Source organism: Sedimentitalea sediminis, assembly GCF_042687825.1.
Taxonomy (GTDB): Bacteria; Pseudomonadota; Alphaproteobacteria; order Rhodobacterales; family Rhodobacteraceae; genus Sedimentitalea.
The window spans coordinates 164,823-190,443 of the sequence record NZ_JBHUQE010000005.1 but is presented as its reverse complement, the minus strand read 5'-3'; the positions used below and the strand labels follow the sequence as shown (position 1 = coordinate 190,443).

35 protein-coding genes and 3 tRNA genes are annotated in these 25,621 nt (G+C 59.1%); 23 read left to right on the top strand and 15 right to left on the bottom strand.

Features of this window, described 5'->3' with window-relative positions:
* Positions 1-344, bottom strand: a 344-nt coding sequence (locus tag ACFMPD_RS06715; protein ID WP_380993021.1) for a DUF3800 domain-containing protein, incomplete at its 3' end; no start/stop codon positions are given.
* 5 nt (positions 345-349) lie between these two features.
* Here ACFMPD_RS06715 and ACFMPD_RS06710 point away from each other — a divergent pair.
* Entirely contained in the window at positions 350-508 is a 159-nt protein-coding gene (locus tag ACFMPD_RS06710; RefSeq protein ID WP_380993020.1) for a hypothetical protein, read from the top strand.
* Between the two features lie 493 nt (positions 509-1,001).
* Here the strand turns inward: ACFMPD_RS06710 and ACFMPD_RS06705 are convergent.
* From ACFMPD_RS06705 to ACFMPD_RS06665, 9 genes are all read right to left on the bottom strand, one after another.
* Positions 1,002-1,076 (bottom strand) — tRNA-Phe (locus ACFMPD_RS06705).
* 159 nt (positions 1,077-1,235) lie between these two features.
* Entirely contained in the window at positions 1,236-2,258 is a 1,023-nt protein-coding gene (locus ACFMPD_RS06700) for a ribonuclease E/G (protein WP_380993019.1), read from the bottom strand.
* Positions 2,255-2,860, bottom strand: a complete 606-nt coding sequence (locus tag ACFMPD_RS06695) for a Maf family protein (protein WP_380993018.1) — start codon at positions 2,858-2,860, stop codon at positions 2,255-2,257. The genes ACFMPD_RS06700 and ACFMPD_RS06695 overlap by 4 nt, the downstream gene beginning before the upstream one ends.
* A 90-nt stretch (positions 2,861-2,950) precedes the next feature.
* Positions 2,951-3,169, bottom strand: a complete 219-nt coding sequence (gene infA, locus ACFMPD_RS06690; RefSeq protein WP_005978431.1) for a translation initiation factor IF-1 — start codon at positions 3,167-3,169, stop codon at positions 2,951-2,953.
* Positions 3,170-3,959: 790 nt separating this feature from the next.
* The gene (locus ACFMPD_RS06685) at positions 3,960-4,415 is read right to left on the bottom strand and encodes an arsenate-mycothiol transferase ArsC (protein WP_380993017.1); all 456 of its coding nucleotides are present in this window, start codon (positions 4,413-4,415) and stop codon (positions 3,960-3,962) included.
* A gap of 3 nt (positions 4,416-4,418) precedes the next feature.
* Entirely contained in the window at positions 4,419-4,898 is a 480-nt protein-coding gene (locus tag ACFMPD_RS06680) for a UPF0262 family protein (protein ID WP_380993016.1), read from the bottom strand.
* A 155-nt stretch (positions 4,899-5,053) separates the two neighbouring features.
* A complete protein-coding gene (gene hisD / locus ACFMPD_RS06675; protein ID WP_380993015.1) occupies positions 5,054-6,355 on the bottom strand; it encodes a histidinol dehydrogenase in 1,302 nt (433 codons plus the stop codon).
* Between the two features lie 52 nt (positions 6,356-6,407).
* Positions 6,408-6,911, bottom strand: a complete 504-nt coding sequence (locus ACFMPD_RS06670) for an anthrone oxygenase family protein (protein WP_380993014.1) — start codon at positions 6,909-6,911, stop codon at positions 6,408-6,410.
* A complete protein-coding gene (locus tag ACFMPD_RS06665; RefSeq protein ID WP_380993013.1) occupies positions 6,911-7,318 on the bottom strand; it encodes a hypothetical protein in 408 nt (135 codons plus the stop codon). The genes ACFMPD_RS06670 and ACFMPD_RS06665 overlap by 1 nt, the downstream gene beginning before the upstream one ends.
* 87 nt (positions 7,319-7,405) lie before the next feature.
* Here ACFMPD_RS06665 and ACFMPD_RS06660 point away from each other — a divergent pair, with 87 nt between their 5' ends.
* Positions 7,406-8,002, top strand: coding sequence for a TetR/AcrR family transcriptional regulator (locus ACFMPD_RS06660; protein WP_380993012.1), 597 nt, complete (start codon positions 7,406-7,408; stop codon positions 8,000-8,002).
* Positions 8,003-8,024: 22 nt separating this feature from the next.
* Positions 8,025-8,342 (top strand): chorismate mutase, encoded by a 318-nt coding sequence (locus ACFMPD_RS06655; protein WP_380993011.1) that lies wholly within the window; start codon positions 8,025-8,027, stop codon positions 8,340-8,342.
* A 131-nt stretch (positions 8,343-8,473) separates the two neighbouring features.
* Here ACFMPD_RS06655 and ACFMPD_RS06650 read toward each other — a convergent pair whose 3' ends face one another.
* Both ACFMPD_RS06650 and murA read right to left on the bottom strand, forming a co-directional pair.
* Positions 8,474-8,953, bottom strand: coding sequence for a DUF2948 family protein (locus tag ACFMPD_RS06650; RefSeq protein WP_380993010.1), 480 nt, complete (start codon positions 8,951-8,953; stop codon positions 8,474-8,476).
* Positions 8,950-10,218: a UDP-N-acetylglucosamine 1-carboxyvinyltransferase gene (gene murA / locus ACFMPD_RS06645; RefSeq protein ID WP_380993009.1), complete on the bottom strand. Its 1,269-nt coding sequence runs from the start codon at positions 10,216-10,218 to the stop codon at positions 8,950-8,952. Before murA ends, ACFMPD_RS06650 begins: the two co-directional genes overlap by 4 nt.
* Before the next feature lie 241 nt (positions 10,219-10,459).
* Here murA and ACFMPD_RS06640 point away from each other — a divergent pair.
* Positions 10,460-10,534: transfer RNA gene (locus ACFMPD_RS06640), tRNA-Thr, on the top strand.
* 219 nt (positions 10,535-10,753) lie between these two features.
* Here the strand turns inward: ACFMPD_RS06640 and ACFMPD_RS06635 are convergent.
* Complete coding sequence (locus ACFMPD_RS06635; protein ID WP_380993008.1) at positions 10,754-11,008, bottom strand: hypothetical protein; 255 nt, start codon at positions 11,006-11,008, stop codon at positions 10,754-10,756.
* 204 nt (positions 11,009-11,212) lie between these two features.
* On the bottom strand, positions 11,213-11,374 hold the full coding sequence (locus tag ACFMPD_RS06630; RefSeq protein WP_380993007.1) for a hypothetical protein: 162 nt from the start codon (positions 11,372-11,374) through the stop codon (positions 11,213-11,215).
* A gap of 395 nt (positions 11,375-11,769) precedes the next feature.
* Between ACFMPD_RS06630 and ACFMPD_RS06625 the strand changes: the two genes are divergently transcribed.
* From ACFMPD_RS06625 to ACFMPD_RS06575, 11 genes are all read left to right on the top strand, one after another.
* The gene (locus ACFMPD_RS06625; RefSeq protein ID WP_380993006.1) at positions 11,770-12,564 is read left to right on the top strand and encodes a PRC-barrel domain-containing protein; all 795 of its coding nucleotides are present in this window, start codon (positions 11,770-11,772) and stop codon (positions 12,562-12,564) included.
* Positions 12,565-12,690: 126 nt separating this feature from the next.
* The gene (locus ACFMPD_RS06620; RefSeq protein WP_380993005.1) at positions 12,691-12,852 is read left to right on the top strand and encodes a GlsB/YeaQ/YmgE family stress response membrane protein; all 162 of its coding nucleotides are present in this window, start codon (positions 12,691-12,693) and stop codon (positions 12,850-12,852) included.
* Between the two features lie 177 nt (positions 12,853-13,029).
* A complete protein-coding gene (locus tag ACFMPD_RS06615; protein WP_380993004.1) occupies positions 13,030-13,230 on the top strand; it encodes a CsbD family protein in 201 nt (66 codons plus the stop codon).
* A 226-nt stretch (positions 13,231-13,456) separates the two neighbouring features.
* The gene (locus ACFMPD_RS06610) at positions 13,457-13,876 is read left to right on the top strand and encodes a CreA family protein (RefSeq protein ID WP_380993025.1); all 420 of its coding nucleotides are present in this window, start codon (positions 13,457-13,459) and stop codon (positions 13,874-13,876) included.
* 124 nt (positions 13,877-14,000) lie between these two features.
* Complete coding sequence (locus tag ACFMPD_RS06605) at positions 14,001-14,846, top strand: formate/nitrite transporter family protein (RefSeq protein WP_380993003.1); 846 nt, start codon at positions 14,001-14,003, stop codon at positions 14,844-14,846.
* Between the two features lie 276 nt (positions 14,847-15,122).
* Positions 15,123-16,004, top strand: coding sequence for a mechanosensitive ion channel family protein (locus ACFMPD_RS06600; protein WP_380993002.1), 882 nt, complete (start codon positions 15,123-15,125; stop codon positions 16,002-16,004).
* Between the two features lie 3 nt (positions 16,005-16,007).
* Positions 16,008-16,265 (top strand): DDE-type integrase/transposase/recombinase, encoded by a 258-nt coding sequence (locus ACFMPD_RS06595; protein ID WP_380993001.1) that lies wholly within the window; start codon positions 16,008-16,010, stop codon positions 16,263-16,265.
* A gap of 226 nt (positions 16,266-16,491) precedes the next feature.
* Positions 16,492-16,567: transfer RNA gene (locus ACFMPD_RS06590), tRNA-Thr, on the top strand.
* Between the two features lie 140 nt (positions 16,568-16,707).
* Positions 16,708-17,952 (top strand): tyrosine-type recombinase/integrase, encoded by a 1,245-nt coding sequence (locus ACFMPD_RS06585; protein ID WP_380993000.1) that lies wholly within the window; start codon positions 16,708-16,710, stop codon positions 17,950-17,952.
* Positions 17,953-18,093: 141 nt separating this feature from the next.
* Positions 18,094-18,327 carry a helix-turn-helix domain-containing protein gene (locus tag ACFMPD_RS06580; protein WP_380992999.1) on the top strand — a complete coding sequence of 78 codons (234 nt, stop codon included), beginning with the start codon at positions 18,094-18,096 and terminating at the stop codon, positions 18,325-18,327.
* Positions 18,327-19,526, top strand: a complete 1,200-nt coding sequence (locus ACFMPD_RS06575) for a hypothetical protein (protein WP_380992998.1) — start codon at positions 18,327-18,329, stop codon at positions 19,524-19,526. Before ACFMPD_RS06580 ends, ACFMPD_RS06575 begins: the two co-directional genes overlap by 1 nt.
* On the opposite strand, the gene ACFMPD_RS06570 is transcribed toward ACFMPD_RS06575, so the two are convergent.
* Positions 19,519-19,710 (bottom strand): hypothetical protein, encoded by a 192-nt coding sequence (locus tag ACFMPD_RS06570; RefSeq protein WP_380992997.1) that lies wholly within the window; start codon positions 19,708-19,710, stop codon positions 19,519-19,521. The two genes, ACFMPD_RS06575 and ACFMPD_RS06570, sit on opposite strands and share 8 nt — an antisense overlap.
* An 829-nt stretch (positions 19,711-20,539) precedes the next feature.
* On the opposite strand from ACFMPD_RS06570, the gene ACFMPD_RS06565 reads away from it, so the two are divergent.
* From ACFMPD_RS06565 to ACFMPD_RS06530, 8 genes are all read left to right on the top strand, one after another.
* On the top strand, positions 20,540-20,815 hold the full coding sequence (locus tag ACFMPD_RS06565; RefSeq protein ID WP_380992996.1) for a hypothetical protein: 276 nt from the start codon (positions 20,540-20,542) through the stop codon (positions 20,813-20,815).
* Positions 20,812-22,194 carry a DUF4055 domain-containing protein gene (locus ACFMPD_RS06560; protein WP_380992995.1) on the top strand — a complete coding sequence of 461 codons (1,383 nt, stop codon included), beginning with the start codon at positions 20,812-20,814 and terminating at the stop codon, positions 22,192-22,194. Before ACFMPD_RS06565 ends, ACFMPD_RS06560 begins: the two co-directional genes overlap by 4 nt.
* Positions 22,194-22,805 carry a hypothetical protein gene (locus ACFMPD_RS06555; RefSeq protein WP_380992994.1) on the top strand — a complete coding sequence of 204 codons (612 nt, stop codon included), beginning with the start codon at positions 22,194-22,196 and terminating at the stop codon, positions 22,803-22,805. Before ACFMPD_RS06560 ends, ACFMPD_RS06555 begins: the two co-directional genes overlap by 1 nt.
* A gap of 105 nt (positions 22,806-22,910) precedes the next feature.
* The gene (locus ACFMPD_RS06550; RefSeq protein ID WP_380992993.1) at positions 22,911-23,276 is read left to right on the top strand and encodes a hypothetical protein; all 366 of its coding nucleotides are present in this window, start codon (positions 22,911-22,913) and stop codon (positions 23,274-23,276) included.
* Entirely contained in the window at positions 23,269-23,934 is a 666-nt protein-coding gene (locus ACFMPD_RS06545) for a hypothetical protein (RefSeq protein WP_380992992.1), read from the top strand. Before ACFMPD_RS06550 ends, ACFMPD_RS06545 begins: the two co-directional genes overlap by 8 nt.
* Before the next feature lie 35 nt (positions 23,935-23,969).
* Positions 23,970-24,128: a hypothetical protein gene (locus ACFMPD_RS06540; protein ID WP_380992991.1), complete on the top strand. Its 159-nt coding sequence runs from the start codon at positions 23,970-23,972 to the stop codon at positions 24,126-24,128.
* A complete protein-coding gene (locus tag ACFMPD_RS06535; protein WP_380992990.1) occupies positions 24,125-24,901 on the top strand; it encodes a terminase large subunit domain-containing protein in 777 nt (258 codons plus the stop codon). Before ACFMPD_RS06540 ends, ACFMPD_RS06535 begins: the two co-directional genes overlap by 4 nt.
* Positions 24,898-25,602 carry a hypothetical protein gene (locus ACFMPD_RS06530; protein ID WP_380992989.1) on the top strand — a complete coding sequence of 235 codons (705 nt, stop codon included), beginning with the start codon at positions 24,898-24,900 and terminating at the stop codon, positions 25,600-25,602. Before ACFMPD_RS06535 ends, ACFMPD_RS06530 begins: the two co-directional genes overlap by 4 nt.
* Positions 25,603-25,621 lie beyond the last annotated feature (19 nt).

Below are 25,621 nucleotides of genomic sequence, written 5' to 3'. Positions count from 1 at the left end.
TCAGACCGGACGCTTACGTTGTAGCCGCGCATGTTCTTTTTGTTCGAGCAAACTGCAAAGCAAACAACCGGCTTCTCGATCAAAAGTTCGCAGGTTCTTTTCTTCTTGGACGGGGACAAGTTGCGGAAGTGCAGCGCTGGCCCCTGTCGTGCATTAATGTCTTCTCTGATTTCCCTAACCCAATCGACAACGTCGCTCTCATTGTCGTGTCTGATCAAAACCCCAGAGACAACCAACCACTCAGACGCTCCAACATCATCGAGTGGGCGAACGCGCTTTAAGCCATCGTCACCGGCCTCATCAATGTATAGGATATACTCGTAGGGTTCTTCTAAATTAGGCATGCGCTATGACAACACCTGACGCTAAAAAGAGTCAACTCGAGCGCTTCAAGGAAGCCGCCCGCGAACTCGGGACGGACGACGACGACGAACGGTTCAACGAGAAACTGCGGAAGCTGGTGAAGCAGAAGCAGAAAGGTGAAAAGCGCGATACCCAAGATGAGTGAGGCCATCTTACCGCTTCTCTTCCTGATTTTGGTTCTCTGGATCATCTGGCAGATGTTCGCTTTGGTTGGTGATATGGCTGAGCACCGGGGGCAAGATCGGTTTCTTTGGCAGGTCGTTGCCCTCTTCATAAACCCCGTATCTGCAATGTTGCTTCTCTGGATATTTTGTAGCGTTGAAGAACCCCAGTAGCGGGTTTGTCAAATATACAATCGCCCAAAATTACCTAAGAAACTTTCAAGTTGATCTGCTATTAACATTGCCGCCCGCCGAAACCCGCCTGAACTGAGGCGCGCTACGCTCATGGTTGAATTTTTTATCAACAATTCAACACTTTCGCTCAGCAATCAAGAGGGATAGACCCCAGCATCGCCGCAGCCCCCCTTTCTGTTACCTCCTTGTTCAACGCAGCACCCAAACGACACCCCGGCATGTGATGGAAAAATTCCCAAACACCAAGACGGCGCATAATGCATTGTAAAATAAGAGATTTAATGGTGCCCGGGGGCGGAATCGAACCACCGACACGAGGATTTTCAATCCACTGCTCTACCCCTGAGCTACCCGGGCACGGGAAAGGTTTCGACCTTTGGGTTGGCGCGTTCTAGGCTGTGTGTGCGGTGGTGTCCAGAGGGATTTTGCCGCGCTTGGTACCGATATCTCACCTGGTCCGGAACCAGTGCCGCAAATCGTCAGAATCCGAACGAACGCGGCACAAACCGCAGCGGTTCAGGACGGGAACTCCGACAGGGGCACACGGGCGCGTTTGCGTTGCAGTTCGAAATGCCCCAGAGGGGTCCAGCCGACAAGCGCCGTGTCGATGCTGTCGGTCCGGAAGGCCGCCCGCAGCGCGGTCTCGAAGGGCCGGCGGTCCTTTTTCGGCATCGGCGCTAGGTCCAGCGTGATCTGTCCCCCCAATCCGCGGATACGCAGGGCACGCGGCAGACCGCGGGCGCAGGCCATGTTGGCACGCAGACCGGCTGCGACCGAAGCGTCTCCGCCGGTATTGACATCGACCGCGATCAGCGCGCGGGTGGGTTCGATGAACATTCCGGCCCCGCCACTCAGCGGTTCGGCCGGTCCGCGGGCCGCGTCGATCGCATCGAGCACGCCGTGATCCGCAAATCCGCCCGAGCGGGTCACCACCTCGGCCGGGTCGGTCCAGTCGCGCCAGGCCAGCCCGTGCGGGCTGTCGCCGTCGATCAGCGTTTCCGCGTTCTGTCCCGCGTCACCGACCACCTGGCGCGCCAGGGCGGCCATCCCGGCAATGTCCTCGGCGATCGCGTCGGCTTCGGCTCCGGCGCAGCACGAGCGCAGGATCAGTCCAAACGGCAGGTCCCGCATCGACTCATGCGCGACCTCCAACAATCGATCGCGTTCGACTTCATCACGGATCGCGCGCGAAATGTTCAGTCCCGGCGCATCGGGGGTGACGATGGCATATCGGCTTTTGAACAGCACCTTTTGCGTGACCGGGATCGCCTTGCCGGGTTCGGCATATCCCGAAACCTGCACCAGCAGCCGGTCGCCCGGAGCCAGCCCGCGAACCTGGCGCAGAAAGGCCGCGCCGTCCGGCGTCGACAGGAACATTCCGCCCTGTCCCTTGACCGGGCGGTCGGCCCGGGCGCGATAGATGGTGCCCGGGGCCGGAGCATCGCCTTCGATCAGCAGATCCTCGAGCCGGCCATCGACCAGCAATGCCGCAGCCTCGCGGTCCTGAAGATGGTCCAGGATGATCGTACGGCCCTTCATGCAGCTTGCCGGTACAAGGCGATGCCGGCGGCCTGCAACAGATGGGCGGTTTCCGCCAGAGGCAGGCCGACAATGCCAGTGAAGGATCCGCTGATCCAGGGGATAAAGGCGCCGGCTGGACCCTGGATGGCATAGGCACCAGCCTTTCCCTGCCAGTCGCCAGTGGCAAGATAGGCGGCCAGTTCAGCTGTGGACAGGTGTTTCATCCGCACCGCGCTGACGACGTCCCGCTGCCAGATGCGGTCTCCCCGGCGCAGGGCGACGGCGGTAATGACACGGTGCCGCCGGCCCGACAGGGCGCGCAGAAAGGCCTCGGCTTCGGCGGCATCGGCGGGTTTGCCCAGAATGCGCCGGCCCAGAGCCACGGTGGTATCGGCGCACAGAACCACATCGTCTGCCTCTGCCGGAACCGCCAATGCCTTTTGCCGCGCGATGCGCTGGCAATAGGGCCGCGGGCGTTCATCCGGCTGCGGTTGTTCGTCGATGTCGGGGGCACGGATGGCATCGGGCACCAACCCAAGTTGTGCCAACAAGTCCAGCCGTCGGGGGCTGCCCGATCCGAGAATGAACCGGGGTAAAGGCTGTGCTGCCACTGCGGTCATCGTTGCGCCCAGTCGTTCACCCGGATGCGGGCTACGTTCTGCGACGCACAACGTAGCCCGGCATGGGCGGGGCGAAGCCGAGGCTTCGCCTTATTTGAAACGATAGTTGATCCGACCCTTGGTCAGATCATAGGGGGTCATCTCGACCTGCACCTTGTCGCCGGCCAGAACGCGAATGCGGTTCTTGCGCATCTTTCCTGCAGTATGAGCGATGATCTCATGGCCGTTCTCAAGTTCGACCCGAAATGTCGCATTCGGCAGGAGTTCCTTCACGACGCCGGGGAATTCGAGAGTGTCTTCCTTGGCCATGTTGTCTCCATACTTGTGGTCCCGCACACGGGCGAGTCGTTCGGTTAGATGATGCTTTTCGGGCCTTATTTCAAGCGCACAATCCTCAAATGCGCCGTATTGTGACCGATTTGAAACGAGAACCGGGTCAGATTTCGCATTCCATGCGCGCCCTGGCCATCGCCGCAATCTGGACGCGAGTTGCGCTGACAGGCCAGCCGGCGGGCCGATCAGCACTGTCGGCCGCGCCGGAAGGGGCCTGCGGGTGGGGGAACAGATGGCTCAGCCGGCGGCGCGCGGCGGCATCTGTGGCCCGCTCGGCAAAGGGTGCGCTGACGGATTCCTGACCGGCAGGTGACGGACCTGTCGGGTGTGTGGTTCACAACACGCCAGCTGTTGGATCGGATGATCAAGCGCCGCCAGGTCGGACCCCGCGCATACCCGGCGCAGCCTTGGTCATATCAGCCGGCATCATGCCGATCTCGCCCCCCTGTCGCAGCATTTGTCAGACCAGGTTTGCTGTGTCGGAAAAGACAGCGGCTATGCGGTTGATCTTTGGCGGAACGGCGGCCGTTAAAACCCGGTGAGTGGTTGCTTTCCGGCCCGTGGACCGATCAAAGGAAAATGCCCGCTGCGCCCGTTCGTCCCGGTGACGAAAATGCCCAGCCCGATGCCGCATGTAACGCATTTGCCCTGTGCCAGATGGCAGGCACGGATCACCCGGGCGGGGTTTGAAATCGTCACTACCGGCCAGCCACCGGCAAAGGCCGCCCTTGTCGCGCGCCGGACGCAAAGCCGCTGTGCGCGATGGTCAGGCCGTGTCCGGCTCGCCCCAATGGGCAATCAAGTGCTTGATGATCTGATCGCGGGTCTGCCGGTAGCTGGCCAGCTTTTCCGCACGGGTTTCACCCAGCCCGGTGGGATCGAGAATCTGCCAGTATTCCACCGTCAGGTGAAAGAACCGGGTCAGTTCCAGCGCGCGGCGCTGGCTGGCCGGAGACAGGGCGACGATCAGGTCGAAGGAACTGAGATCATCGCCCCATTGCTCCATTTCGTCAAAGCTGCGTGACCGGTGGCGCGACAGTTCGACACCGATCTCTTTGCAGACGGCAATGGAAAAACCGTCGATCTCCATATCGTTCATCACACCGACGGATTGCACGTAGGTGCCGGTGCCATAGAACTTTTTCATGATGCCTTCGGCCATCGGCGATCGCGCCGCGTTGTGGTCGCAGCAGAACAGGATCGACTGGGGCAGATCGCGCAAGCCTCAGGCCCCGAAGTGCAGAACGCAAATCAGGGTGAACAGCCGGCGTGCGGTGTCAGTGTCGATCTCGGCCTTGCCTTCCAGCCGTTCCTGCAACACCCGGCTGCCCTCGTTGTGGATACCGCGCCGCGCCATGTCGATGGTTTCGATTTGACTGGGCGGCATGGTCTTGACCGCGTCGAAATAGCTTTCGCAGATCTGGTAATAGTCTTTGACCACCTGCCGGAACGGCGACAGCGACAGATGAAATTCGGCAGCGGTCTGTTCGTCTGCGGTGCGCACGTCAAAAACCAGCCGCTTGTCGCGAATTGACAGGTTCAGATGATAGGGTCCTTCGGGGACCGGGCGGTCATCGCGCTGAGGCAGCACAAAGCTGTTCTCTTCGAGCAGGTCGAACATGGCGACCTTGCGCTCCTGTTCGATCTCGGGCGTGGGCGTCGGCAAACCGGCGTCATCCAGGGCGATGTGGGCAATATGGCTCATTCGGGCTTGTCCTCTGGCGGTTGCGTCACGCTTACCGCGCCTGCGGCGGCGCTGCAATCCGCTGCGCGCAAAGGGCGCATCGCCCTTTGCGCGGCCGGCCAAATCCGGCCCGGTCGCCCGGGTCGGATTCCGCCGTCACGAACGGACGGCCGCGCCTAGCCGTTCAGCTTGCGCAGCCGCGCGGTGACGGACAGGCCATGCGCCTGCAGGCTTTCGGATCGGGCCAGCCGTTCCGCGGCCGGGCCGATGGCCCGCAGCGCTTCGGGCGACATCCGCGCCAGTGTGGTGCGTTTCAGGAAATCCAGCACCGACAGACCCGACGAGAACCGGGCCGACCGCGCGGTGGGCAGCACGTGGTTGGGACCGCCGACATAATCACCGATGGCTTCGGGCGTCCACTGTCCCAAAAAGATCGCTCCGGCATGGGTGGTTTTGGCCGCAAGCCCTTCGGCATCGGCCACGCACAGTTCCAGATGTTCCGGGGCGATCCGGTTGGACAGCTCTGCCGCCTGATCCAGATCGCGCACGGTGATCACCGCCCCATAATCGCGCCAACTGGCTCCGGCGATGGCCGAACGCTGCAGCGTCTGCAGACGTTTTTCGACGGCCACCGCCACCGCGCGACCGAAATCGGCGTCATCGGTGATCAGCAGCGATTGCGCGCTTTCGTCATGTTCCGCCTGGCTGAGCAAGTCCAGCGCGATCCAGTCCGGATCGTTGTCGGCATCGGCAATCACCAGAATCTCGGACGGCCCGGCGATCATGTCGATGCCGACCTTGCCGAAGACCCTGCGCTTGGCGGCGGCGACATAGGCGTTGCCCGGGCCGGTGATCTTGTCCACCGGCGCGATGGTTTCGGTGCCGTAGGCCAGCGCCGCCACCGCCTGCGCGCCGCCGATGCGAAATATTTCGTCCACCCCGGCGATCTGTGCCGCCAGCAACACCAGCGGGTTTATCACCCCATCCGGCGTCGGAACGGTGATCGCCAGCCGCCCCACGCCAGCCACCTTGGCGGGAATGGCGTTCATCAGAACCGAGGACGGATAGGACGCCAGGCCCCCCGGTACGTAAAGCCCGGCCGCCGTGACCGGTGTCCAGCGCCAGCCCAGCGTGGCCCCGTCCGGATCGGTCCATACCGTATTTTCGGGCATCTGCCGCACATGATAGGCGCGGATGCGTTCGGCGGCCAGCTCCAGTGCGATCCGGTCTTCGTCCGCAATCTGACAGACGGCAGCGGCGATCTCGTCGGCCTCAATGGCCAGCCGCTCCGGGGTCAGGTCCAGCCGGTCGAACCTGGCCGTCAGCTCGACCACCGCCGCGTCCCCCCGGGCACGTACATCGGCGATGATTGCCGCCACGGCGGCATCCACGTCGGGGCTGTCTTCGCGTTTTGCATTCAGCAAGGCGACAAAGGCGGGTTCGAAATCGGGCGACGCGGTATCCAGAAACTGGGGCATAAAGCTCTCCTTTGGCGGCTGACATATCCGCAAGCTCGGAGAGCCTCAAGATTTATGCACCGCGCCGCGGCACGGCCATCAAACCCAGACCGGCCAGACACAGGGCTCCCCCAGAGGCAACGGTCCGGACCTGGTTCCAGAATTGCCATGTGGGCGAATACTCGGCCCAGATGCGCGCCGCCGCGTCGTCTGTCAGCGGCAGCACGATCTGCGCCAGCGCTTCGTTCATCGGCACGTTGAAGCGCATTGTCAGGCTCAGGCCGCCGACCAGATAGACCGCTCCGGCCAGTGCAAACCACACCCCCGCACGCCCCGCCCCGGCACGCGCGGCAACAGTTGCCGTGACCCACAGTACCACCGGCGTGCCGAAAAACGCCGGGGCAAAGACGGCATTGCGCACCGAAGCATTCATCGCCTGCATCGCGGCAATCGCCACCTGCGGATCGGCCTGATCCAGCCCCCACATCGTGGAACAGACCCAGGCGTAGAAGAAGCCGAAGATGGCGCCGACGCTCAGAAGCGAGAGCAAGGACAGCGGCAAGAGCAGGCGGGCCATCAGGTCCGTCCAGTGCAGGACGCAGCCATCCGGCCGATCTCGTCCTTCTGGCGGGCAGCATTCAGGACCCGGACAAAGATCACCAGGGTCGCAAATTGACCGAAGACAACGGCGGGCCAGATCAGACCAAACTGTGCATCAAAGTATTTCTGCGGCCCGAACGACACCAACGCCATCAGCGCCGCCAGAACACTCAGGCTCCTTCCGACAGGGGTCGCGAGGGGCTGCACGATAATCGCGGACAGGGCGACAGACACCGAGGCGCCAAGGAACGGGGCGATGCCAAACAAGACTGTGGCCGCCGGCGGATGCGGTCTGATTCCCGCATAGAGCGCCGAAAGCATGATTGTTTGCAGCAATATCAGCGTCGCAAGTGCGGCCAGGGCGTAACGGTCATGTTGGGTCATCTGATTCTCCAAAAGCGTATTTTAAATTACGGTTGAGGACATCCGTAATTACTGTTACGGTTACAGTCAACAATCTGGAGAGAAAAATTGCGGGAAGAAAACCGATCACTCCGCCAACGGCAGATCGAGGCTGCGGCCTATGAAGTGCTGGAGGCCAAGGGATATGGCGGCACGTCGATGCTGGGCATTGCAAGACAGGCACGTGCCTCGAATGAAACGCTGTACAACTGGTACGGCGACAAGCAGGGCCTGTTTAAGGCGCTCGTCACACGGAATGCAGAGGAAGTGAAGAACCATCTGGAATCCGAGCTGAAAACCGATCACGATTCACTTTCGATTCTGGACACGCTTGGTCCGAAACTGCTCGCTCTGCTGACCGGCGACAGGGCCGTGGCCCTGAACCGGGCTGCAGCCTCGGACAGCAGCGGCGAACTTGGTGCGACATTGTCGACGGCAGGGCGCGAGGCGGTGTTTCCGTTGCTGGAAAAAGTGTTGCTGCGCGCCAGAAATGAGGGGCGTCTTGACTTTAAAGACGCCGGCGAAGCCGCAGGACTCTACCTTGACCTTCTGATCGGCGACCAGCAGATCAGACGCGTCATTGGACGCCTTCCAAGTCCTTCACGGTCCTTTTGCGAAGAGCGGTCGAAACGCGCCCTACGTCACCTCTGTCGGCTTCTTGGCTAGGAAAATCCCTTTCAACAACATAATGCGCAAAGCCAGTATGAAAAAAATTCTCGACCCCAAAGCCTGCAAGTCCATGGCGGAACTTCGCGTGCAAATCGATGCAATCGACGTTGAACTCATCAACTTGCTGGTCACCCGAAGCCGCTATATCGACCGGGCCGTAGACCTCAAAAAGGTTGAACGCTTACCAGCCCGAACGACAGATCGGGTGGCAGAGGTATTGGACAAGGTCAGCGCCACCGCTTGCAAAGAAGGATTGGATCCGAACCTGGTGCGCAAGCTATGGCTGCAACTGATCGAATGGTCCATTCAGCGGGAAAGCAAGGAACTCGGTGCATAGCGCAACAGGTTTTCTCTGACACAAATGCAGGCGGCGGTCCCAGAACCGCGGCGCATTCACGCTCTGTCCCGCAAAGTGGGCCTGAATCCACGTTGCCACGGCGATTCCTTGGCAGTTGGATGGCCTGACGATCAGGCCGGATGGTCCGGAGCCTTTCCGGACGGCGCCTGATAGGGGCGGGTCACATCCTTTAGCGTGACTTCCAACGCTTCGGTCGTTAGCCGCACGGCGCCATCCCCGGCCAGTGTCAACAGAACCTGCCCGGCGCCGTCCTGATCCGGCTCAAACGTCACCGACAGCAGCGACAGAACGGTATCGGCATCCCGCCGGTCGATGCCCTGCGAGGCAACGCTCAGCACATTGTCAACCACAAGCAGGGATTGCACCCGCTCGACCGGGCGACCGCGCTGGCGCGCCGCGGGCGCATCCTCCCAGCGGAACCGATTCAGCAGCAGGGCAAAGCGCCGCTGCTGCGCCTGCCAGGTCATCTCGGTGATCGGAAAAACCGAATCCTGCACCAGCGCCGACACGACCCGCAGGTCGTCCGCATCCATGGCGCCCAGATTCAGCGGCGCCTCGGCCCCGTCCTGGAATGTTGCGTCTCTGGTCACTGGCTCTTGATCCGTTCGATTCTGGCACCCACTCCTTCGAGTTTGCGCACAACATGTTCATATCCGCGATCCAGATGATAGACGCGGCTGACCGTGGTCTCGCCATCGGCAGCCAATCCGGCCAGGATCAGCGAAACCGAGGCCCGCAGATCGGTCGCCATGACCCGCGCGCCCTTCAGCCGCTTGACGCCGGTGACCGTGGCATGACCGCCATGCACCTCGATCCGTGCGCCCATGCGCAACAGTTCCGGCGCATGCATGAACCGGTTTTCGAAAATCTTCTCTTCCAGTACCGAAACCCCGTCCGCTGTGCACATTAGCGCCATCATCTGGGCCTGCAGATCGGTGGGAAAGCCCGGAAAGGGTTCGGTCGTGACATCGACCGCGCGCACATGATCGCTGCGCCGCTTTACCGCCAGCCCCTGTTCGGTCTCGCGTATATCGATGCCGGCCTCGTCCAGTTTCTCGCAGAACGCGCCAACCAGGTCCCGGCGTCCGCCCAGCAATTCGACCTCGCCGCCACAGATCGCCGGGGCCAGCATATAGGTGCCCAGCTCGATCCGGTCGGTGACCACGGGATGGGTCGCGCCATGCAGCCGGTCCACCCCCTGCACGGTGATCGTATCGGTGCCCTCGCCCTCGATCTGAGCGCCCATCTTCTGCAGGCAATGGGCCAGATCGACGATCTCCGGTTCGCGCGCGGCATTGCGGATCACCGTGGTGCCCTTGGCCAGCGTGGCCGCCATCAGCGCATTTTCCGTCGCCCCGACAGACACAAAGGGAAAATCTATTGTGCCGCCCTTCAATCCGCCTGGCGCGCGGGCATGCACATAGCCGTCCTTCAGTTCCAGCTCTGCCCCCAGCGCCTCAAGTGCCTTCAGGTGCAGATCGACCGGCCGGGCGCCGATGGCACAACCGCCCGGCAGCGATACGATGGCGTGTCCGTCCCGCGCCAGCATCGGTCCCAGTACCAGGATCGACGCGCGCATCTTGCGCACGATGTCGTAATCCGCCGTGTGGTTGTTCAGGTCGTGGCTGGACATTGCCAGCACCTGCCCATCCTGCAACTCGCTGACCTCGGCCCCCAACGAGCCCAGCAAGTCGGTCATGGTGCGGATGTCGCTGAGACGCGGTGCGTTGGTCAGGGTCAGCGGTTCATCGCTCAGCAAGGTTGCCGGCATCAATGTCAGGCAGGCGTTCTTGGCCCCTGCAATCGGGATCTGACCGGACAAAGGCCCGTTCCCCGTCACCACTATGGAATCCATCTGCTCTAATCCTTGTCTTTCTTGCCGCCCGATTCCGCTGCACGGGCACGCGCCTGTGCCTTGCGGCGCGCCATATTTGCCTTGAGAGCGGCCTTAAGCCGCTCATCCCGGCTCTGGCTCTGCGTCCTGTCTCGGCGGGGAGGTGTCTTGTCCGTCATGCCCCTCTGTATCGCAGCACCGTAAAAGGGTCCAGATTGCCCTTGCACGATACCCCGATTGCGTCTAATGACGCGCGCACGGCGCTGCTGTAGCTCAGAGGTAGAGCACTCCCTTGGTAAGGGAGAGGTCGAGAGTTCAATTCTCTCCAGCAGCACCACCCACCCCACAATATCAAGAATTTACGGGACCGGCGGCGCCGCAGCGCTGCGTTACACCGGCGCTACCCCAGACCGATTCACACCTCCTCACCCCCAGTCCGGGTCGATGTGACAGCCGTTGCCGCCGTNACCCACCCCACAATATCAAGAATTTACGGGACCGGCGGCGCCGCAGCGCTGCGTTACACCGGCGCTACCCCAGACCGATTCACACCTCCTCACCCCCAGTCCGGGTCGATGTGACAGCCGTTGCCGCCGTCCGTCTCGACCATGATGCCGTTGTGTCCCCCCCCCCCGGCCTCCATCACAGCGTCAGCGATTGCCCACCGGAGGTCTGGCACCCAGAGGCCGGGCCGAATGGTCACCGTGTAGCAGGCCCCGGCGTTTGAATCGCACCAGATGGTTTCGAGGCGGCGCGCCACCAACTCGGGCATCGCGTCGATGATCCGGCGCATCGTGTCCAGCTCTTCCATCGCAGCCCAGCGGCTCTCAATCTGGTCGCCCCGGTAGCGGAACCTTGAGATAGGGGCCTTCTGCCGGCTTCCGCGCGGTCGATATCATACTGACGCTGAATCAGCTCAGCCGCCTCGGGCGGCAAGTTGGTGTATTCTACTATTTTGCTCTCCCATGGATTGCCGTACCCCTGAACGGGACACGGCTATTTCAATTGGTGCGCCCTACTTCTTCTTGATCGTCTCCACCACGTGGGTGGATTTGCGCTGAGTCGCCTTCTTGACCGTAGTGAAACGGCCAGTTTTTGCGCTGCGGCCAACTTTGAATGATTTCGATTTCATCTGTTCTGCTTTCATAAGTGCATCGAGGGTGGGAGGCGCGCTCATCGCGCCCCCCGTTGATCTGGGTGGGGTGTCTATTCCGGGATCAGAATAGGCCGCGCCCGCCGGGCGAACGCTTTCGCGTGGGGCCGGGAGGTCCGGCCTGGCCCGACGGATTTGGCCCTGCCGATAGTCTGGACCCGAAAACCTGTTCCCACCTGAAATGACGTAAGGGTATGCCCACGCGAAAGTTGCTCTTGGTATGTCATAGGATACTGCGCGGTTTCCCTCATCGGTTAAGACAAACACCGGCTCTGCGCTCCCAATGACCTTCTCGGGTCACAGTCATTCGATGTGGTCCCAAATTCTCCGCAACGAACAGACACGAGTTGCAGACGTAAAAACCGGGCGCACATGATCGGCATCAAGCCGTAGCGCCGCAACGAAGGGAAGACGATCAAATGAAAACACTCATGATGACGACTGCCGCATGCCTGACCATGGCAACTTCGGCATTTGCGGATGGGCCTATGGCCAACTTTTTGGACTACTCTGTCGCCGACAGTGATTTTTTGGCCTCCGAGTTCATCGGTATGCGTGTCTATAGCAGTGAGGACGATGTTGACCCAACGGCCGATTTGGCTCCGGACGCACAGACCGAATGGGACGACATCGGTGAGATCAATGAGCTCGTGATCTCAAATGATGGCACTGTCCGTGCCGTGATCGTCGGAGTTGGCGGCTTTCTTGGGCTTGGCGAAAAGGATGTCGCCATGGAAATGGAGCAGATCCATGTCATGCGTGAAGCCGATGACGCCGATGATGTCTTCCTTGTCATCAAATCCTCCAGTGCCGCGCTTGAAGCCGCGCCAAGTTTTTCCGGGAGCATGAAAACAGCAGATATGGACGCCGAAACAGGATCCAAACGTACGATGCTGATGCCGCCCGACGTCAAGCGTGATGGCTATGCCAAGACCGAGCGGTCCGAACTGACCGCAGAGATGCTCACCGGCGCGCGGGTCTATGGGGTTGGCGACGAGGATGTTGGTGAAGTCCGTGCGCTTCTTTTGGACGACAAAGGGGCCATCGACCGCGCGATCATCGACGTCGGCGGGTTCCTTGGCATTGGGGAAAAGCCGGTTGCGGTAACCTTTGACGAACTGACGATCCTGCGCAAAGACGGCGGCGACGACGTGCAGGTTTACATCGACGCTTCGCAGGAGGCGCTGGAAGCACAGCCGACCTACAAGAACTGAAACGTCGCGGAGGGGAGCATGTGCTCTCTTCCGCGATACGCACAAGAAGCCACAAAAGGTGGCTCCGCGTGATCATTGGGCCGATATTAAAGGTGAAAGATGACTGGAATAGGTATCGTCGGCCCAATGATCATCGGCGCGCTTGCAGGTTGGATCGCTGAAGTGATCATGAAATCGAACATGGGGTTATCGCGCGACATCGTGTTCGGGATACTGGGTGCCGTTGTGCTGAACGCGCTGCTTTTGCAGTGCCTGAAACGACGCGTGGTTGCTGGATCGGGCAGCTGATCGTCGCCGCTGCCGGGGCATGTCTTTTGATTGCAGCGGCGCGGATGATTCGCCGCAAGACCTGAGCGCCGGCACGAAGGCCGCTTGATCCGCCGCGCCCGAGCGGAAGTTTTGAAACGACCCGTCGACAACCTTGGTCTTTGACCTAATGTTGTCTTTATATCGAAAGGAGAACCCATGAACTGGGATCAAGTTGAAGGAAAGTGGAAAGAGATGTCCGGCAAGATCAAAGCCAAATGGGGCGATCTGACCGACGATGAACTGGCTGAAATGGATGGCAACCGTGAAGCGCTGGAAGGCAAACTCCAGGCGAAATACGGGAAAACCAAAGCAGAGGCCAAGAAGGAGGTTGACGACTTCCTGAGTGAACACTCCTGATACAGGGGGGGGGCGCCCCGCCGGGGCGGCCCTCATCAACAATGCCTGCTGCAAATGCAAGCAAACCAACAAAACAGGAGAGATACATGAATCGTGTCTTCTACATTATCGGTGTTGTCGTTGTCGTTCTGTTTGTCCTTGGACTGCTGGGTTTGAGATGATCGCTTTTGGCGAACTGGCTTATCGCAATCGGGGCCTCGGTCCCGCAGCGCTCTTCAGCTTGCTGATGAGCGTTTCGCTTGCTCAGGCGGAGAAAGTTGGAAATGTTGACGTCGATTGGCTGGGCAATGACATCATCATCGAGGCGTTCGCAGATCCCAAGGTTGATGGTGTAACTTGTCATGTTGCCTATTTTGAACGCGGGCTGATCGACCGTCTCCAAAAGGGAAACTGGTTCGAAGACCCCTCCAACTCGTCCATCTCCTGTCGCCAGACCGGCGAAATCACTGTGGGTCCTATCGATCGGTCCGACGAAGGCGAGAGCGTCTTTTCCGAGCGTCGTTCAGTTATCTGGAAGTCCCTGAGAGTAAAGCGGATCTTTGATGCCGAGAACGAGACACTGATCTACATCTCCCATGCGCGGGACGTGCAAAACGGATCAGCTAAAATGTCCTTGTCTACCATCCCGCTGTACCAGCGGCCCTAGCTTGTGCGCCACCGGGCGCCAAATTTTCTTGCTGTGCTGTCGTAACTTCCTCTTGTCTCTAAGATAAGCGCGTGCCCGCATGAAATCTGAAACTGCTGACTGATAGGAAAAGTTGCTGCAAATGATGGCCGAAAAGCGCAGGAACGGGGCCCGATCTGCACTCGATCGACAGTCTGACGAACAGGATGTGGAAGACGCAGCCAAGCTGTCGCCTCGTCTCATCTACGAAGTCATCAGAAGAGACGGTGAAGAAGAGCTGGCTCGACCGACTCGGTCACTGATCTGGTCTGGTATTGCCGCTGGCATCATGATCAGTTTCTCCGTACTGGGCGAAGCGATTTTTCGTACCTATCTTCCAGATGCGTCAAGTAGCTATCTGATTGAGAACCTTGGTTATAGCCTTGGATTCCTGCTTGTGATCCTCGGGCGGATGCAGCTTTTTACGGAAAATACGATCACCACTGTCCTTCCGTTTATGGTCAAGCCTTCTTTGAAGATGTTCGGCAGCGTCTGCCGGCTCTGGGGGATCGTTCTTGCGGCAAATGTCGTTGGGGCCTTTGCCATCGCAACCATGTTTGCGCACACCGCGGCAATCCCTCCTGAGTTGATGCCAGCCTTGATGTCTCTGTCCGAGCATGCAGTAGGTATGCCCGCTGGTGAAAGTTTCATGAGGGCCATCCCCGCGGGGATTCTGATCGCGGCGATAGTCTGGATGTTGCCACAGCTGGAAAGTGCTTCATTCCTGATTATTCTTGTATTCACGTGGCTCATTGCGGCCGGAGATTTCACCCATGTTGTTGCCGGTTCCGTCGAAATGGGATTGCTCGCTGTGACCGGGAATCTCAGTTTTTACGATGCTGTTTTCGGCTTTTTCCTGCCCGTCCTCGCCGGAAACATCATGGGGGGTACGGTGATTTTCACGCTCATGGCATGGGGGCAGGTTCGCGACGAAATAGTCGAACCGGACTAACAGACGCTGCCAGGAATTTTCGGATCAGAGCAACCAGAGGATCACACCTGTCGCCAGCGCCCCAAAGGTCAAAATGCTTGCCAGCATGGTCATGCGCTTGTGTTACTGCGCTTCAACATCATGATCGACCAAGCATTCTTGCATTTCCCGGCACTTGGTCACGGCGGCCCGGAAAATAAGAACTGTACCGCAAGATCTGATTTCGGTCGATCAACGCGCTAGAATGCCCAGTGCCCTGGTACGTGAAACTGCGACAAGACGCGAAGGAGAAACCCGTTGGAACCCGTCAATATTCTGTTGGATCAGCTACGAGAAATTGCACGCGCAACAATCGAAATGTTCCCTCATATTGTTGTCGCTTTTGTCATCTTGCTTCTCACGGTCGGCCTGAGCAAAGCAGCGACTTTTTCAGTGAGGCGTGTTTTGGCACGAACCAAGCTTCGGCAAAGCCTCAAGGAGCTGTTCACCCTATTGATGTCGATCCTGGTCTGGGTGATAGGCCTCATGATCGCTGCGGTGATCGTTTTTCCCGGACTGACACCTGCCAGTATCTTGGCTGGCCTTGGACTGGGCTCCGTTGCCATCGGCTTTGCTTTCAAGGACGTTTTCGAGAATTTTCTCGCCGGGATCATCATCCTGTTTCGGCGCGAGATGCGCATTGGCGATTTCATCGAGTGCGAAGGCATTGAAGGCGAAGTTGATCAAATTGCGATCCGTGAAAGCCATATACGTCAGACCGACGGGCAATTGGTGATTGTGCCAAATTCCATTCTCTTCAAGAATCCGGTGATCATTCGTACTGACCAGCCAGTGCGGCGAATGACTGTCACCTGCGGTGTTGCATACGATGTGGATGTGGATGACGCGCGGGACGTAATTCGTCGTGCTGTCGAAGCTTGCGAAAGCGTGGATCAAGACAACAAGCCCATCCAGATTTTTGCGCAAGAGTTCGGAGATTCCTCAATCAATTTTGAAGTCACATGGTGGACCGGATCAAAGCCGGTCGAAGTCCGCGAGTCTCGCGATCAAGTCGTGTCAAAGGTCAAGCGCGCCCTGGATGACGCCGGTATTGAGATCCCGTTCCCGTATCGGACATTGACCTTCAAAGAGCCGCTGCCCCTCCTAAGAGGCACGGCACCCGCAGAAGACCAGGGCTGATATTTGGTCCCACGGTGTCTGACGCCAGACATCCGGCGGATTGACGGAAAATGGGGCAACAACAGAACAGGAGGCGATCACGCCGCGATGAAACGGCTTCCCGGATACCGTCAAGGTTTCCGCGGATTGCGAACAGCCAAAGCGATTCTGAGCGGAATAGAGACGATCCGAACAATCAAACCCGGTCGCGTTCACCACAAGCAACCCGGCGTCAGGGGCGAAATCGGGCTCATCAACACGCCGTTCGAAACTGCCGCATGACCGCAGGATGCCACATCGTGTCGGGTTCGAGCAGAAAGAACTAACGCAACTGGCCCGAGGAAAAACAGGACTCGAGCAGGTTGTGACGGATTGCGCTTTGTTCGCCAATCCTTTAAACGCCCTCGGGATGACCGTCGAGTCATTCATGTTCCATTGCATGGCAATGAAATGATGGTGACCGTCGAGATTGCAGTGGCCGCGGAAACACACTTGTTTTCAAAGGCTTGCCCCTATAGCTCAGCTGGTAGAGCAACTGATTTGTAATCAGTAGGTCCGCGGTTCGAGTCCGTGTGGGGGCACCACTAAAACACCAGCTAAACACCGATTTTAAAAGCAATTACCTCAACGAAATGAGGTGCTTACGCAATCTGTGGTTGGGTTTGAGTTTGGTTAGAACATAACATGAACCTTGTAACGCGAAGGCCATTACAAGGATTTCAACATGCCCCATATCAAATTCACCGACACCAATGTCGGCGCGATTCCGACGCCGGACAAGACTGTGTGGTACACGGACCCCGAGCAGAAAGGCTTGCGCCTTTGTGTGACAAAGACCGGCGTCAAGACTTGGTACGTCAACAAGTGGGACCCGACAGCGAACAAAGTGCGCTCGGTCAAGCTCGCCCAATGGGCTTCGAAGGTGACGCACTGCAAATGGGCGAAGGATCAGCGCGGCCTTGTCGCGCATGGCATCGTGTCAGGCGACGTCTTGAACAAGGCCGAGACACGGGCGAAGGAGGCCGACGAGCAGGCCAACGCGCTGCCGACCTTTCGCGAGGCGCTTGAACAATTCATTGAACACCGCACGACAAGCAGGCAGTCGGGCAAGGCGCGGATGATGAAGACAACTGCCAAAGACTACCGCGCGACGTTCAACAAGCATCTGGCGCAGTGGGCCGACGTGCATGTGGACAAGCTGCCGATCCTTGAGATCAATCAGTACCTGAATGCAGTGCAGATCACGCGCCCGAACGCTGCCCATGTTGCGGCAACGGTGGCCGGGGCCACAGTTCGCTTCATCAACAAGCTCTGCGCACTTGCCCTGCCGATCCCGTCGCTTCTGGAAGGCACCAAGATGCGGTCGCGCGTCGAGACAGGTAAACTCGACATGCATGTCCCGTGGGCGGATCGCTGGGACGAGATCGAAGCAATCCATAATGAGCATATCCGCCTGTGTTGGAAGATCACTTGGTATACGGGCTTCCGTGGCCGTGGGCTGCGCGCATTGACGTGGGACCAAGTTGATCTCGACGCCGGTGTTGTGACCTTCGACAGGCTCAAGCGTCAGGAGGTTGAGCGCACCATCGTTCTCGCGGACGATGTGTTCTGGCTGTTTAAACGCCTTCACGAAATTCGGTATGATGACTGCGACTGGGTGTTCCCGTCGCGTGTCGTGCGCCGGGATGCTCGCGGCCACCTAGACGTGCTGGACAAACTGCCTCTGACGAAGCCGGGTGACATGCGCCACTTCTGGATGACCGTTGCGCGGGAAGTTGCGCCGCGTCACGTTCACAGGTGGCTTGCGCAGCAGACCATGACCGACAATGACCTGCGGATGCTCGGCCACTATGGCGAACCGACATATGAAGAACAAAAGGCAGCGGCAAATGCGATTGCGGCGGCGATCAGAAAGCGAATTCAGGCAGCACCTTCTTCCGTTGTTGAATTGCGCCGAAACACCGCCTAAATTGAAGTCACCAATACCTCCATGCCTATAGGTAGTGACCCGGATAGGTGTGAGGCCGACGCGTGAGAGTAGTGGCATTGCCACTCAGGAAGCGGGAGACGCGGTTCGGTCATGTGGGTTCCAATCACAGGACCTATAATCATGACCATTGACCAAATCGCGTCACAAATTGACTCTCTCCGGGCGGACTTGATCCGTTCAAATCCACCTCTGGTAATGACCAGTGCCGAAGCCGCCGAGTTTCTTGGCGTGTCTGATGAAACGATGCTTCGCTGGCGCAAAGACGGTTTCGGACCGTCATATTCACAGCCCAATTGCCGAGTTGTGCGATACCTTCGCGACGACGTGGTCGCATGGCTCGAGGAGAATCGGTGATGAAGTATCAGGAGGCAAAACAAGACGTCGAGCAATTCACCGACGGCGACGAGGTGCTGCGGGTGTTTCGTGGGTCGATCACGAAAGCAGTTGAGGCTGGACAAAAGTTCGCGCTGGACCATCCGCGCATCCAGAAGAAAGTGACATACGAGACACTACGGGCCGGGTTGAAAGGTGAAACGGTGCGTGTCCCGACATTTGAGACGCTGGTCGGTTTGCATTGTGCCATCGACGAGGAGCCAAGGGCGTACTGTGAACCTCCCGCGATCCCTGAGACGTTCGACGAGTTCAGGAAGGTGGCGCTCGAATACGCCTCCAACGTCTGGTGGTATGAAACCCTCGGTCTGGCCGATTTGGTCAAGCCCGCGTCATGGCAGGCGCAACTTTCACGCGAAGGCACACCCAGAGCATGGCCGCAGGTCCGCGAACGCGCGGTAGAATGGCGTGACAAAGCTCTGAAAGCCCTTGACGCTTGGGAGCATCGACTGCGCGAGAAGAAACACGCGCGGGAGATGATAGATACTTGGGTCAAGGATGTGCTCGACAAGGAAGGCGAAATCGCGGCAAGGGCCGAGTTCAAGCGTCTCAAGCAATATGACTTCATCAAGTATTCTGGGCACAATTCGTTTGACCCGGCCAAACCAGATCAAGAGCAATTCACATTCACGGAAATGGAAGAGAGCGATTGGTTGCCCGAGTATCAGGAGCGGCTGGAAGCCGGTTGGTCGCGTTATCGTCCTGACGACCCAAAACCTGATCGAGTAAGTCGGCGACTGGGAGTTGCAAACTTCTGTGACGACTATCTGGTGACAGCATGGGTGGCAGATTGCGAGTTCGAACGCCACGAGGCATGGGACCCGTTTTTGCGATGCTTGTCGGGACCGGAGCGCGTTGTCAGGATCAAAGTAAAGCGTGATGCCCGCCACGCAATGGAAGGCGAAGAAATCCTGCGCGACAAGACCAAGAAGTACGTCGATGGTCGTCGCGTTGACGAATACGCAGAATACGTCTGGCGGTGGCGTGATGCGGACGATCTAGACACACGCGTCGATGCGGAAGTCAGAGATAAGGCGATCAAGCTCGGATTTGCCATGGTTGATGGCACTGTGGAAACGCCCCGTGAACTGCTCAGAGATGTTGTGCAGCCGATTGAGCAGGACGATCCACAGTGCCCAAGAGGGCCTTACACGATTAGCTGATAGCGTCGAGGCGCAGCATGGCGGCACGCGCCGTTGCGCCTCGGACATTGTTCGAAATCCAAGCGCGCACAAGCTCCGGCCGTTTTTGGGGCTTGGAATGCTGGAAGCGTGATTGCGCGTCAGCAATTATCTCGTCGAGGTATTTAGCCATGTGCGGTGTGCGCGGTGGGAAGTCAAAAGGCATTCGGGTCATCCTTCTTGATTGGGTTCGGGAACGTCAGACGTGCTCTCTGTTGCGGTGTTGATGCGTGGCATCATACAGGCAGCGGGCGGCGGTATCCGACTGTAATGGCAGGTGACGATAAGGGAGTTATAGGGGCAGGGGCGTTGAGGCAGGACGCTCGGTATTCTTGATGCGTCTATTCGCGCGCGCACATATATCTGTATTAAAATAATGATGCACTTAGGCGGTCATTCGCATCATTATTTTCTTGCATATACGCACGCGCGCGCAATGCAGTGCATCACTGTCGCCCTGTCTCCTGTCAGAAAGACGTCCCCTTGAGGCGTCTCTCAAGCCCAACTGATAGGTTATCAGTGGGTCAAGCCAATCAACTCATTGAACTTAAAGCATCATTCTGCGTTCGCGACTTGTAACGCACCGCATGTTACAAGGTTTTCGTCGATTTAGCCTCGACCACCCCCTTTCTCTGCCGTCGATCCCCGGACCCGGGCGCATTTAGAAGATCACAAATCCACGATTTTCCCACCGCGCCCGCAGGGCACATCCCCCCTGTGCCCCGCCACCGCATCAAAGCCGCAGCGAAACCGCCCGAGCAACGCGTTCCTGCCCATGCGCCCCACCGTCATGCCCGATACCCCACAACCGCCCGTCTCTGACGCGCTCTGCAAGCCTGCGCAAACCGCCAATACGCGCCACCTGCTTTTCGCAGTCCGCTACCTGAAACTCCGGGAACGCCCGCCGCGCGTTCCTGATATGTTCTCACTATGCTCGCAAGTCGGCGGGTAGCCCGCACCTGTCCGCCGACACCTAAACAGAGAAAGTAAATCGAATGCCCCTGCACGTCACAATCCAGCCGACGCCTCACGGCTCCCGCCTCTTGGGTGAAGACATTCACACGGCCTTCCACATGGACGTGCCGCTGCCTCCTGATGATCTCCACCAATTGATCATCGCCGCCGCGAAATCCGACGACCTGCATCCGCGCGCCGAACTCATGGGCGTGATCGCTGACCGAACGCCCGAAGGCGTCCGCATCCGTGTTGTCGCCAATGCGGCCCACTTCGACATCCCGTGGCCCCTGATCGTGCGCGGGGTGCGCACATGACCAAGATCAAGCACCGCACGTATCAGGAGCAACGCCAAGCCTATGACAAAATCCGCGATGTGATCGCTGGCGAAGACCGCCTGAAAAACGCAGGCGCTCGATACCTGCCCGAACCCGAAGGTATGACCACTGCCCAATACACCCGCTATGTTCAGGGTTCATCCTTCTATGCGGTTGCCGAGCGCACCTTGCGCGGTATGGTCGGCGCTGTCACCCGGAACGCGCCAGTCTTGGAATTGCCCGAGCGGATCGCCGGAATGCGCGATGCGGCAACCTTCGAGGGGCATTCGCTCGACGTGCTTCTGGAAAGCGCCCTGCGCGAAGTCCTGTCCCTTGGTCGGTATGCGATGCTGCTCGACTACCCGACCGACGGCGCGGCCCCCGGCTCTGCGCCGTTCATTTCCACCTTCGACGCAGAGTCGATCTTGGACTGGAAAGAGGAACTTGTCGGCGGGCGTCAAAAGCTGACTTACCTGCGGCTGCACGAGACCAACCACGACCTTGAAGACACGGGCGTCGAGCAGCACCTCGTCCTGACACTCGACCCGGCCTATACGGTCAAACGCTACCACGTCAAATCGCAGCGCAACGGCCCTGACATTCAGACCGTTGAAGAGGTGCAAATCGGTGAAGACATCACGCCGACAATCGACGGCTCGCCCATGTTCGACATTCCGGCGGCGATCGTGTCGCCCTACAACCTGAAAGCCGACGTTGAAAAGCCTCCGTTCCTCGACCTCGTGAACGTCAACCTCGCGCACTGGCGCGTGAGTGCCGACTACTACTGGTCGCTCTACCTGACGTCCCAACCGACGCCTTGGGTCGCCGGGGCGATCAACGAGAAGAACAAGCCGCGGCAAATCGGCAGCGGTGCGTTCTGGGTTCTGCCTCAGGGTGCGCAAGCAGGGATGCTCGAGTTTACGGGCGCTGGCATCGCCGCCCAAAAGACGGCCCTCGACGATCTCACGGCCCAAATGGCGACGCTTGGCGCACGGATGGTCTATGACGGCAAAGGCCGCAACGAGACGACCGACACGGCCCGTCTGCGCCATCGCTCTGAACTCTCCCTGCTTCACAGCAGCGTCAACATGGTCGAAGCCGGTCTGACGAAACTCCTGCGCCTTGCCGCTGAATGGACCCGTCCCGGCACCGCAGACGAAGTTGTCTTCAAACTGCACCGTGACTTCGTGACCGCGCAGATGGACCCGGCCATTCTCACGGCCCTGCTCAAGGCATACACCGCTGGCGCGATCTCGCACGATACCTTCCTGATGAACCTCAAGAAGGGCGAACTAATGGACGTGAACCGCGCCCTCGACGATGAACGCGACCTTATCGACGAGGATGACAACGTGCTGCCGATGCCTGGGGTTGCGTGATGCTCACCGACCCCGACTTTGGCCAGCACAATTCACGAACGCCGCCCGAAGAACTCCTGATCTACGCCGTCCTGTCTCGCGCGATCTTGGACCTGTTTGGCCCCACCACGCTGGCGTCCAATAAAGCTGAGGGGAGAAAGTCGAGATACGAAGCCTTGCGGTTTCTGACCGACCATTCGGGCGCGTGGGCGAAGCGGCGAACGGAGCTTTGCGACGCCATCGGGTTCAACGGTGACGACGTTCGGTCACGTGTTGTGCGCGTCTTGGAGGGCGATACGAGGGCGCTCGACGTTTACGAGGGGCGTGGTTCCCTGAACCACGTCACAGAGGCCCGCGAGCTTTGGGAACGTGAGAAACAGGCACGTGCCGATGCGCAAACCCGCCGCAAGGTCAAACCGAAGCGACAAGGCGTTCGATACATGGAGGCGCGCCCCAAGGTCATGGCGCTACTGGAACGACCGCGCACCGTAAAGGAACTGTCTGACGAAACCGGCTTCTCCGACGGCGTGGTCCGCACAGTCCTGAACAAAGCGATTGAGAAGGGCACAGTCGAGAAACATGGAGCCGCATATCGAGTACCTGATACTCCGGTTGCGGCAACGGCGGCGTAGCACCGATATTCGATCTACAGAACGCGAGTTAGGCTCAACCTTCTGGTCTTGTGATGGAAACGGGGCGGGTTGGGCATGACCCGCCCCAATCACGAGGAACCAGAAATGGCAGATAACGACCAGCAAGCAGAAGCCCTGATTGCCGCACTCGCACCGAAAATCGCAGAGGCGATCCTTCCCCAAATCACGGAATCCGTTGAAACGCAGATCAAGGGCGTTGTCACCAAGAACGACGAGCTTCTGGACAAGCTCGCGAAGCAGAAAGCGGACGACAATCACAGCAAGCTGCTCGCCGCCGCTGAAAGCCAATACCAAGCCTGCCTCGACGGCAACGGCGTGTATCAGGGGCGCAAACCCGGCGACTCGATCAAAATCAAGAAGTCCGATGCGCGAAACGTGAAGGCGTACCGCGACGCCAAGGCTCTGGCCGAAAAACAGGGCGTGCCGCTTGAGATCGTCGCCAATGAATAAGGTCACTCTGGTGCCCGGAAAGGGGCCGGTGCCGACTGTGCATAAGAAGCGCGGTCCGCCGAAAGGCACGCCGCGCAAGAAAACTCAGCCGCACAAAATGGCGATGCTCCCCGATGCAAAGCGGGAGCATTACACGCGGGAGATCGTTCTTGGGCGCATGTCGATGTTCCAAGCGGGCAAAGAGCTTGGAATTTCTGATACGTCGGTTGCCCGGTACATCACCCAACTTCCCGAAGACGAAAAGCTGGCGATCCTCGCGACCGCCATGCACGACGCCAAGGTCAAAACGGCAATGCAGCACGCGGCCATCGTCAACGAGTTTGGCGAGGACACCGACAAAGACCTCAAATGGGTTCTGCGTGAGCTAAAGGCACTTCTGGAATCCGCCAAGGGTGATGAAGACCGCATGATGCAGTTGGGCGCGCTGAAAGAGCTTCGTCAGAGCCTCATGTCGCTGGCCGACCTGCACGGCAAGCTGAACAAGAAGATGGATATTCATCTGAACCTGAACGAAAGCCCACAGTTCATCCAACTCCGTTCGATAATTCTGAAAGTGCTCAACAACCATCCAGCCGCGAAGCACGAATTTCTGAACGAGATGGACGCTATGGGGGTCATTCAGGAACCCGTCCTTGTCGATGACCGGAGGCCTGCTTAATGCCGTCCCAAGTTGCAAAAGCTGCCGTCGGGATCGTGAACCAACTCGAAAAGGTCGATCTCGAAAGCCCGAGCGATGTGCGCAAACACTTCGATTCCGCGCAGCCCATCGTTGTCAAACTCCTGTCCGAGTTGGCCGCGCGACGGATGCTGAAACCCGCGACGCGGTGGCCGGGTCGTCCTGAACGCCCATGACAATGGACCAGCACCTTCTGTCTTTCCTTCAAGGCCTGACGGTCAGCCTTGATCCGGTCGAGCGGTTCCGTCTGGCTATCGGTGAGCCGGACCCTTGGCAGAAAACGCTTCTGTCCACCGATCCGCGTTTAAACGAGGCGGACCGAATGGTGCTCGCCTTGTGCGGGCGACAGTCGGGCAAATCGACCTCTGCGGGTGGTCTCGGCTATGACGATTTCTCGCAGGGCAAGACGGTGATCTTGACGGCCCCCAGCCTGCGGCAATCGACGGAATTGTTCCGCCGGATCCTGGAATTCAAGAACACAGATCCCTTTTGCCCGCCCATCGTGCGCCAGACGCAGACGGAACTTGAGGCGCACCCATCGCATGGTGGCCGGATCATCGTTGTGCCTGCAACCGATCAGGCACGCGGGATGACGGCGGACACTATCATTGCGGACGAGGCGTGCTTCCTCGACGACGATGCTCTGACGGCCTTCTTCCCTATGAGGCGCGAGACAGGTCGCATCTTCCTGTTGTCTACGCCGAACCTGCGCACCGGCTATTTCTATGAAACGTGGACCGGCAACAAGCAGGTGCGCCGCATCATGGCGAGGTCCATCGACATCCCACGACGCGCGGCCCAAGTCGCCTTCGACAAAGCCACCATGTCAGACACCACATTCCGGCGCGAACACCTGTGCGAGTTTGTGGGAAGCGGCACGCCGCTCTTGTCTTGGGACACGCTCGAAAACTCAAGCAACCCGAACGTCAACGCATTGGAGCTGTCATGACCCAGTACGAATTTCTGAAAGACGGGCGCGTTGTCCTGCCATCGAACGCCGACCCCGCGGCCTATGGCACGGTCGTTCACGGCTGGCTGAAACACCACGTCGGAATGGACCTTGGCCGTAACGATCCGTCGGCAATCGTGGTGGTCCGAGACGAATGCTATCCGCAGTTCACGGGTCGCGGGTTCGAGCAGGAATTGGGATTGCGAAAATGCACCGTCGTGTTCCAAGAGACCATCCAGCTATACTCTTACACCGACCTTGCCGATTTTCTCGCGCGGCGTCTCAATCAGATTCCGCACTGGTCCCTCGCCATCGACGCATCGGGCCTCGGCGCACCATTCAGCAGCACCTTGGACAATGCAGGGATCGAGCATCACGCCGTTGTCATGACCGCAGGCGCGAACATGTCCCGCAGCGGTAAGGACGTGAAGATTGCGAAAACGATGCTTCTGGAAAATATGGCCGTCGGCCTAGAGACCGGCGCGCTCACCGTCGCCCACGACCTTGAAGGGAAGCAAGACTTGCTCAACGAGATCGCCAGCTTTGAACTCGCCAGTACGTCGTCGGGCAACCTCGTGTTGCAGGGAGGTGGAAAAGGCCACCATGCCGACCGGGCCATCGCAACGGCCCTCGCATACCTTTCTGCAACCGATCTGGACACGACCCTCAGCGGCTCGTATCGGCTGCACGGCTGGGCCTGACTCCTTGCTGTCGCTTGGG

What these genes read in the sequence shown, in the direction of transcription:
- ACFMPD_RS06545 (WP_380992992.1), top strand. Translation starts at nt 23,269, where the DNA reads ATGAATAAGGTCACTCTGGTGCCCGGAAAGGGGCCGGTGCCGACTGTG.
- ACFMPD_RS06560 (WP_380992995.1), top strand. Translation starts at nt 20,812, where the DNA reads ATGACCAAGATCAAGCACCGCACGTATCAGGAGCAACGCCAAGCCTAT.
- ACFMPD_RS06700 (WP_380993019.1), bottom strand. Translation starts at nt 2,258, where the DNA reads ATGAAGGGCCGTACGATCATCCTGGACCATCTTCAGGACCGCGAGGCT.
- ACFMPD_RS06710 (WP_380993020.1), top strand. Translation starts at nt 350, where the DNA reads ATGACAACACCTGACGCTAAAAAGAGTCAACTCGAGCGCTTCAAGGAA.
- ACFMPD_RS06670 (WP_380993014.1), bottom strand. Translation starts at nt 6,911, where the DNA reads ATGGCCCGCCTGCTCTTGCCGCTGTCCTTGCTCTCGCTTCTGAGCGTC.
- ACFMPD_RS06620 (WP_380993005.1), top strand. Translation starts at nt 12,691, where the DNA reads ATGATCATCGGCGCGCTTGCAGGTTGGATCGCTGAAGTGATCATGAAA.
- ACFMPD_RS06680 (WP_380993016.1), bottom strand. Translation starts at nt 4,898, where the DNA reads ATGAGCCATATTGCCCACATCGCCCTGGATGACGCCGGTTTGCCGACG.
- ACFMPD_RS06615 (WP_380993004.1), top strand. Translation starts at nt 13,030, where the DNA reads ATGAACTGGGATCAAGTTGAAGGAAAGTGGAAAGAGATGTCCGGCAAG.
- ACFMPD_RS06585 (WP_380993000.1), top strand. Translation starts at nt 16,708, where the DNA reads ATGCCCCATATCAAATTCACCGACACCAATGTCGGCGCGATTCCGACG.
- ACFMPD_RS06555 (WP_380992994.1), top strand. Translation starts at nt 22,194, where the DNA reads ATGCTCACCGACCCCGACTTTGGCCAGCACAATTCACGAACGCCGCCC.
- ACFMPD_RS06575 (WP_380992998.1), top strand. Translation starts at nt 18,327, where the DNA reads ATGAAGTATCAGGAGGCAAAACAAGACGTCGAGCAATTCACCGACGGC.
- ACFMPD_RS06535 (WP_380992990.1), top strand. Translation starts at nt 24,125, where the DNA reads ATGACAATGGACCAGCACCTTCTGTCTTTCCTTCAAGGCCTGACGGTC.
- ACFMPD_RS06610 (WP_380993025.1), top strand. Translation starts at nt 13,457, where the DNA reads ATGAGCGTTTCGCTTGCTCAGGCGGAGAAAGTTGGAAATGTTGACGTC.
- ACFMPD_RS06550 (WP_380992993.1), top strand. Translation starts at nt 22,911, where the DNA reads ATGGCAGATAACGACCAGCAAGCAGAAGCCCTGATTGCCGCACTCGCA.
- ACFMPD_RS06580 (WP_380992999.1), top strand. Translation starts at nt 18,094, where the DNA reads ATGACCATTGACCAAATCGCGTCACAAATTGACTCTCTCCGGGCGGAC.
- ACFMPD_RS06570 (WP_380992997.1), bottom strand. Translation starts at nt 19,710, where the DNA reads ATGCCTTTTGACTTCCCACCGCGCACACCGCACATGGCTAAATACCTC.
- ACFMPD_RS06665 (WP_380993013.1), bottom strand. Translation starts at nt 7,318, where the DNA reads ATGACCCAACATGACCGTTACGCCCTGGCCGCACTTGCGACGCTGATA.
- murA (WP_380993009.1), bottom strand. Translation starts at nt 10,218, where the DNA reads ATGGATTCCATAGTGGTGACGGGGAACGGGCCTTTGTCCGGTCAGATC.
- ACFMPD_RS06630 (WP_380993007.1), bottom strand. Translation starts at nt 11,374, where the DNA reads ATGAGCGCGCCTCCCACCCTCGATGCACTTATGAAAGCAGAACAGATG.
- infA (WP_005978431.1), bottom strand. Translation starts at nt 3,169, where the DNA reads ATGGCCAAGGAAGACACTCTCGAATTCCCCGGCGTCGTGAAGGAACTC.
- ACFMPD_RS06655 (WP_380993011.1), top strand. Translation starts at nt 8,025, where the DNA reads ATGCGCAAAGCCAGTATGAAAAAAATTCTCGACCCCAAAGCCTGCAAG.
- ACFMPD_RS06635 (WP_380993008.1), bottom strand. Translation starts at nt 11,008, where the DNA reads ATGGAAGAGCTGGACACGATGCGCCGGATCATCGACGCGATGCCCGAG.
- ACFMPD_RS06530 (WP_380992989.1), top strand. Translation starts at nt 24,898, where the DNA reads ATGACCCAGTACGAATTTCTGAAAGACGGGCGCGTTGTCCTGCCATCG.
- hisD (WP_380993015.1), bottom strand. Translation starts at nt 6,355, where the DNA reads ATGCCCCAGTTTCTGGATACCGCGTCGCCCGATTTCGAACCCGCCTTT.
- ACFMPD_RS06565 (WP_380992996.1), top strand. Translation starts at nt 20,540, where the DNA reads ATGCCCCTGCACGTCACAATCCAGCCGACGCCTCACGGCTCCCGCCTC.
- ACFMPD_RS06695 (WP_380993018.1), bottom strand. Translation starts at nt 2,860, where the DNA reads ATGACCGCAGTGGCAGCACAGCCTTTACCCCGGTTCATTCTCGGATCG.
- ACFMPD_RS06625 (WP_380993006.1), top strand. Translation starts at nt 11,770, where the DNA reads ATGAAAACACTCATGATGACGACTGCCGCATGCCTGACCATGGCAACT.
- ACFMPD_RS06605 (WP_380993003.1), top strand. Translation starts at nt 14,001, where the DNA reads ATGGCCGAAAAGCGCAGGAACGGGGCCCGATCTGCACTCGATCGACAG.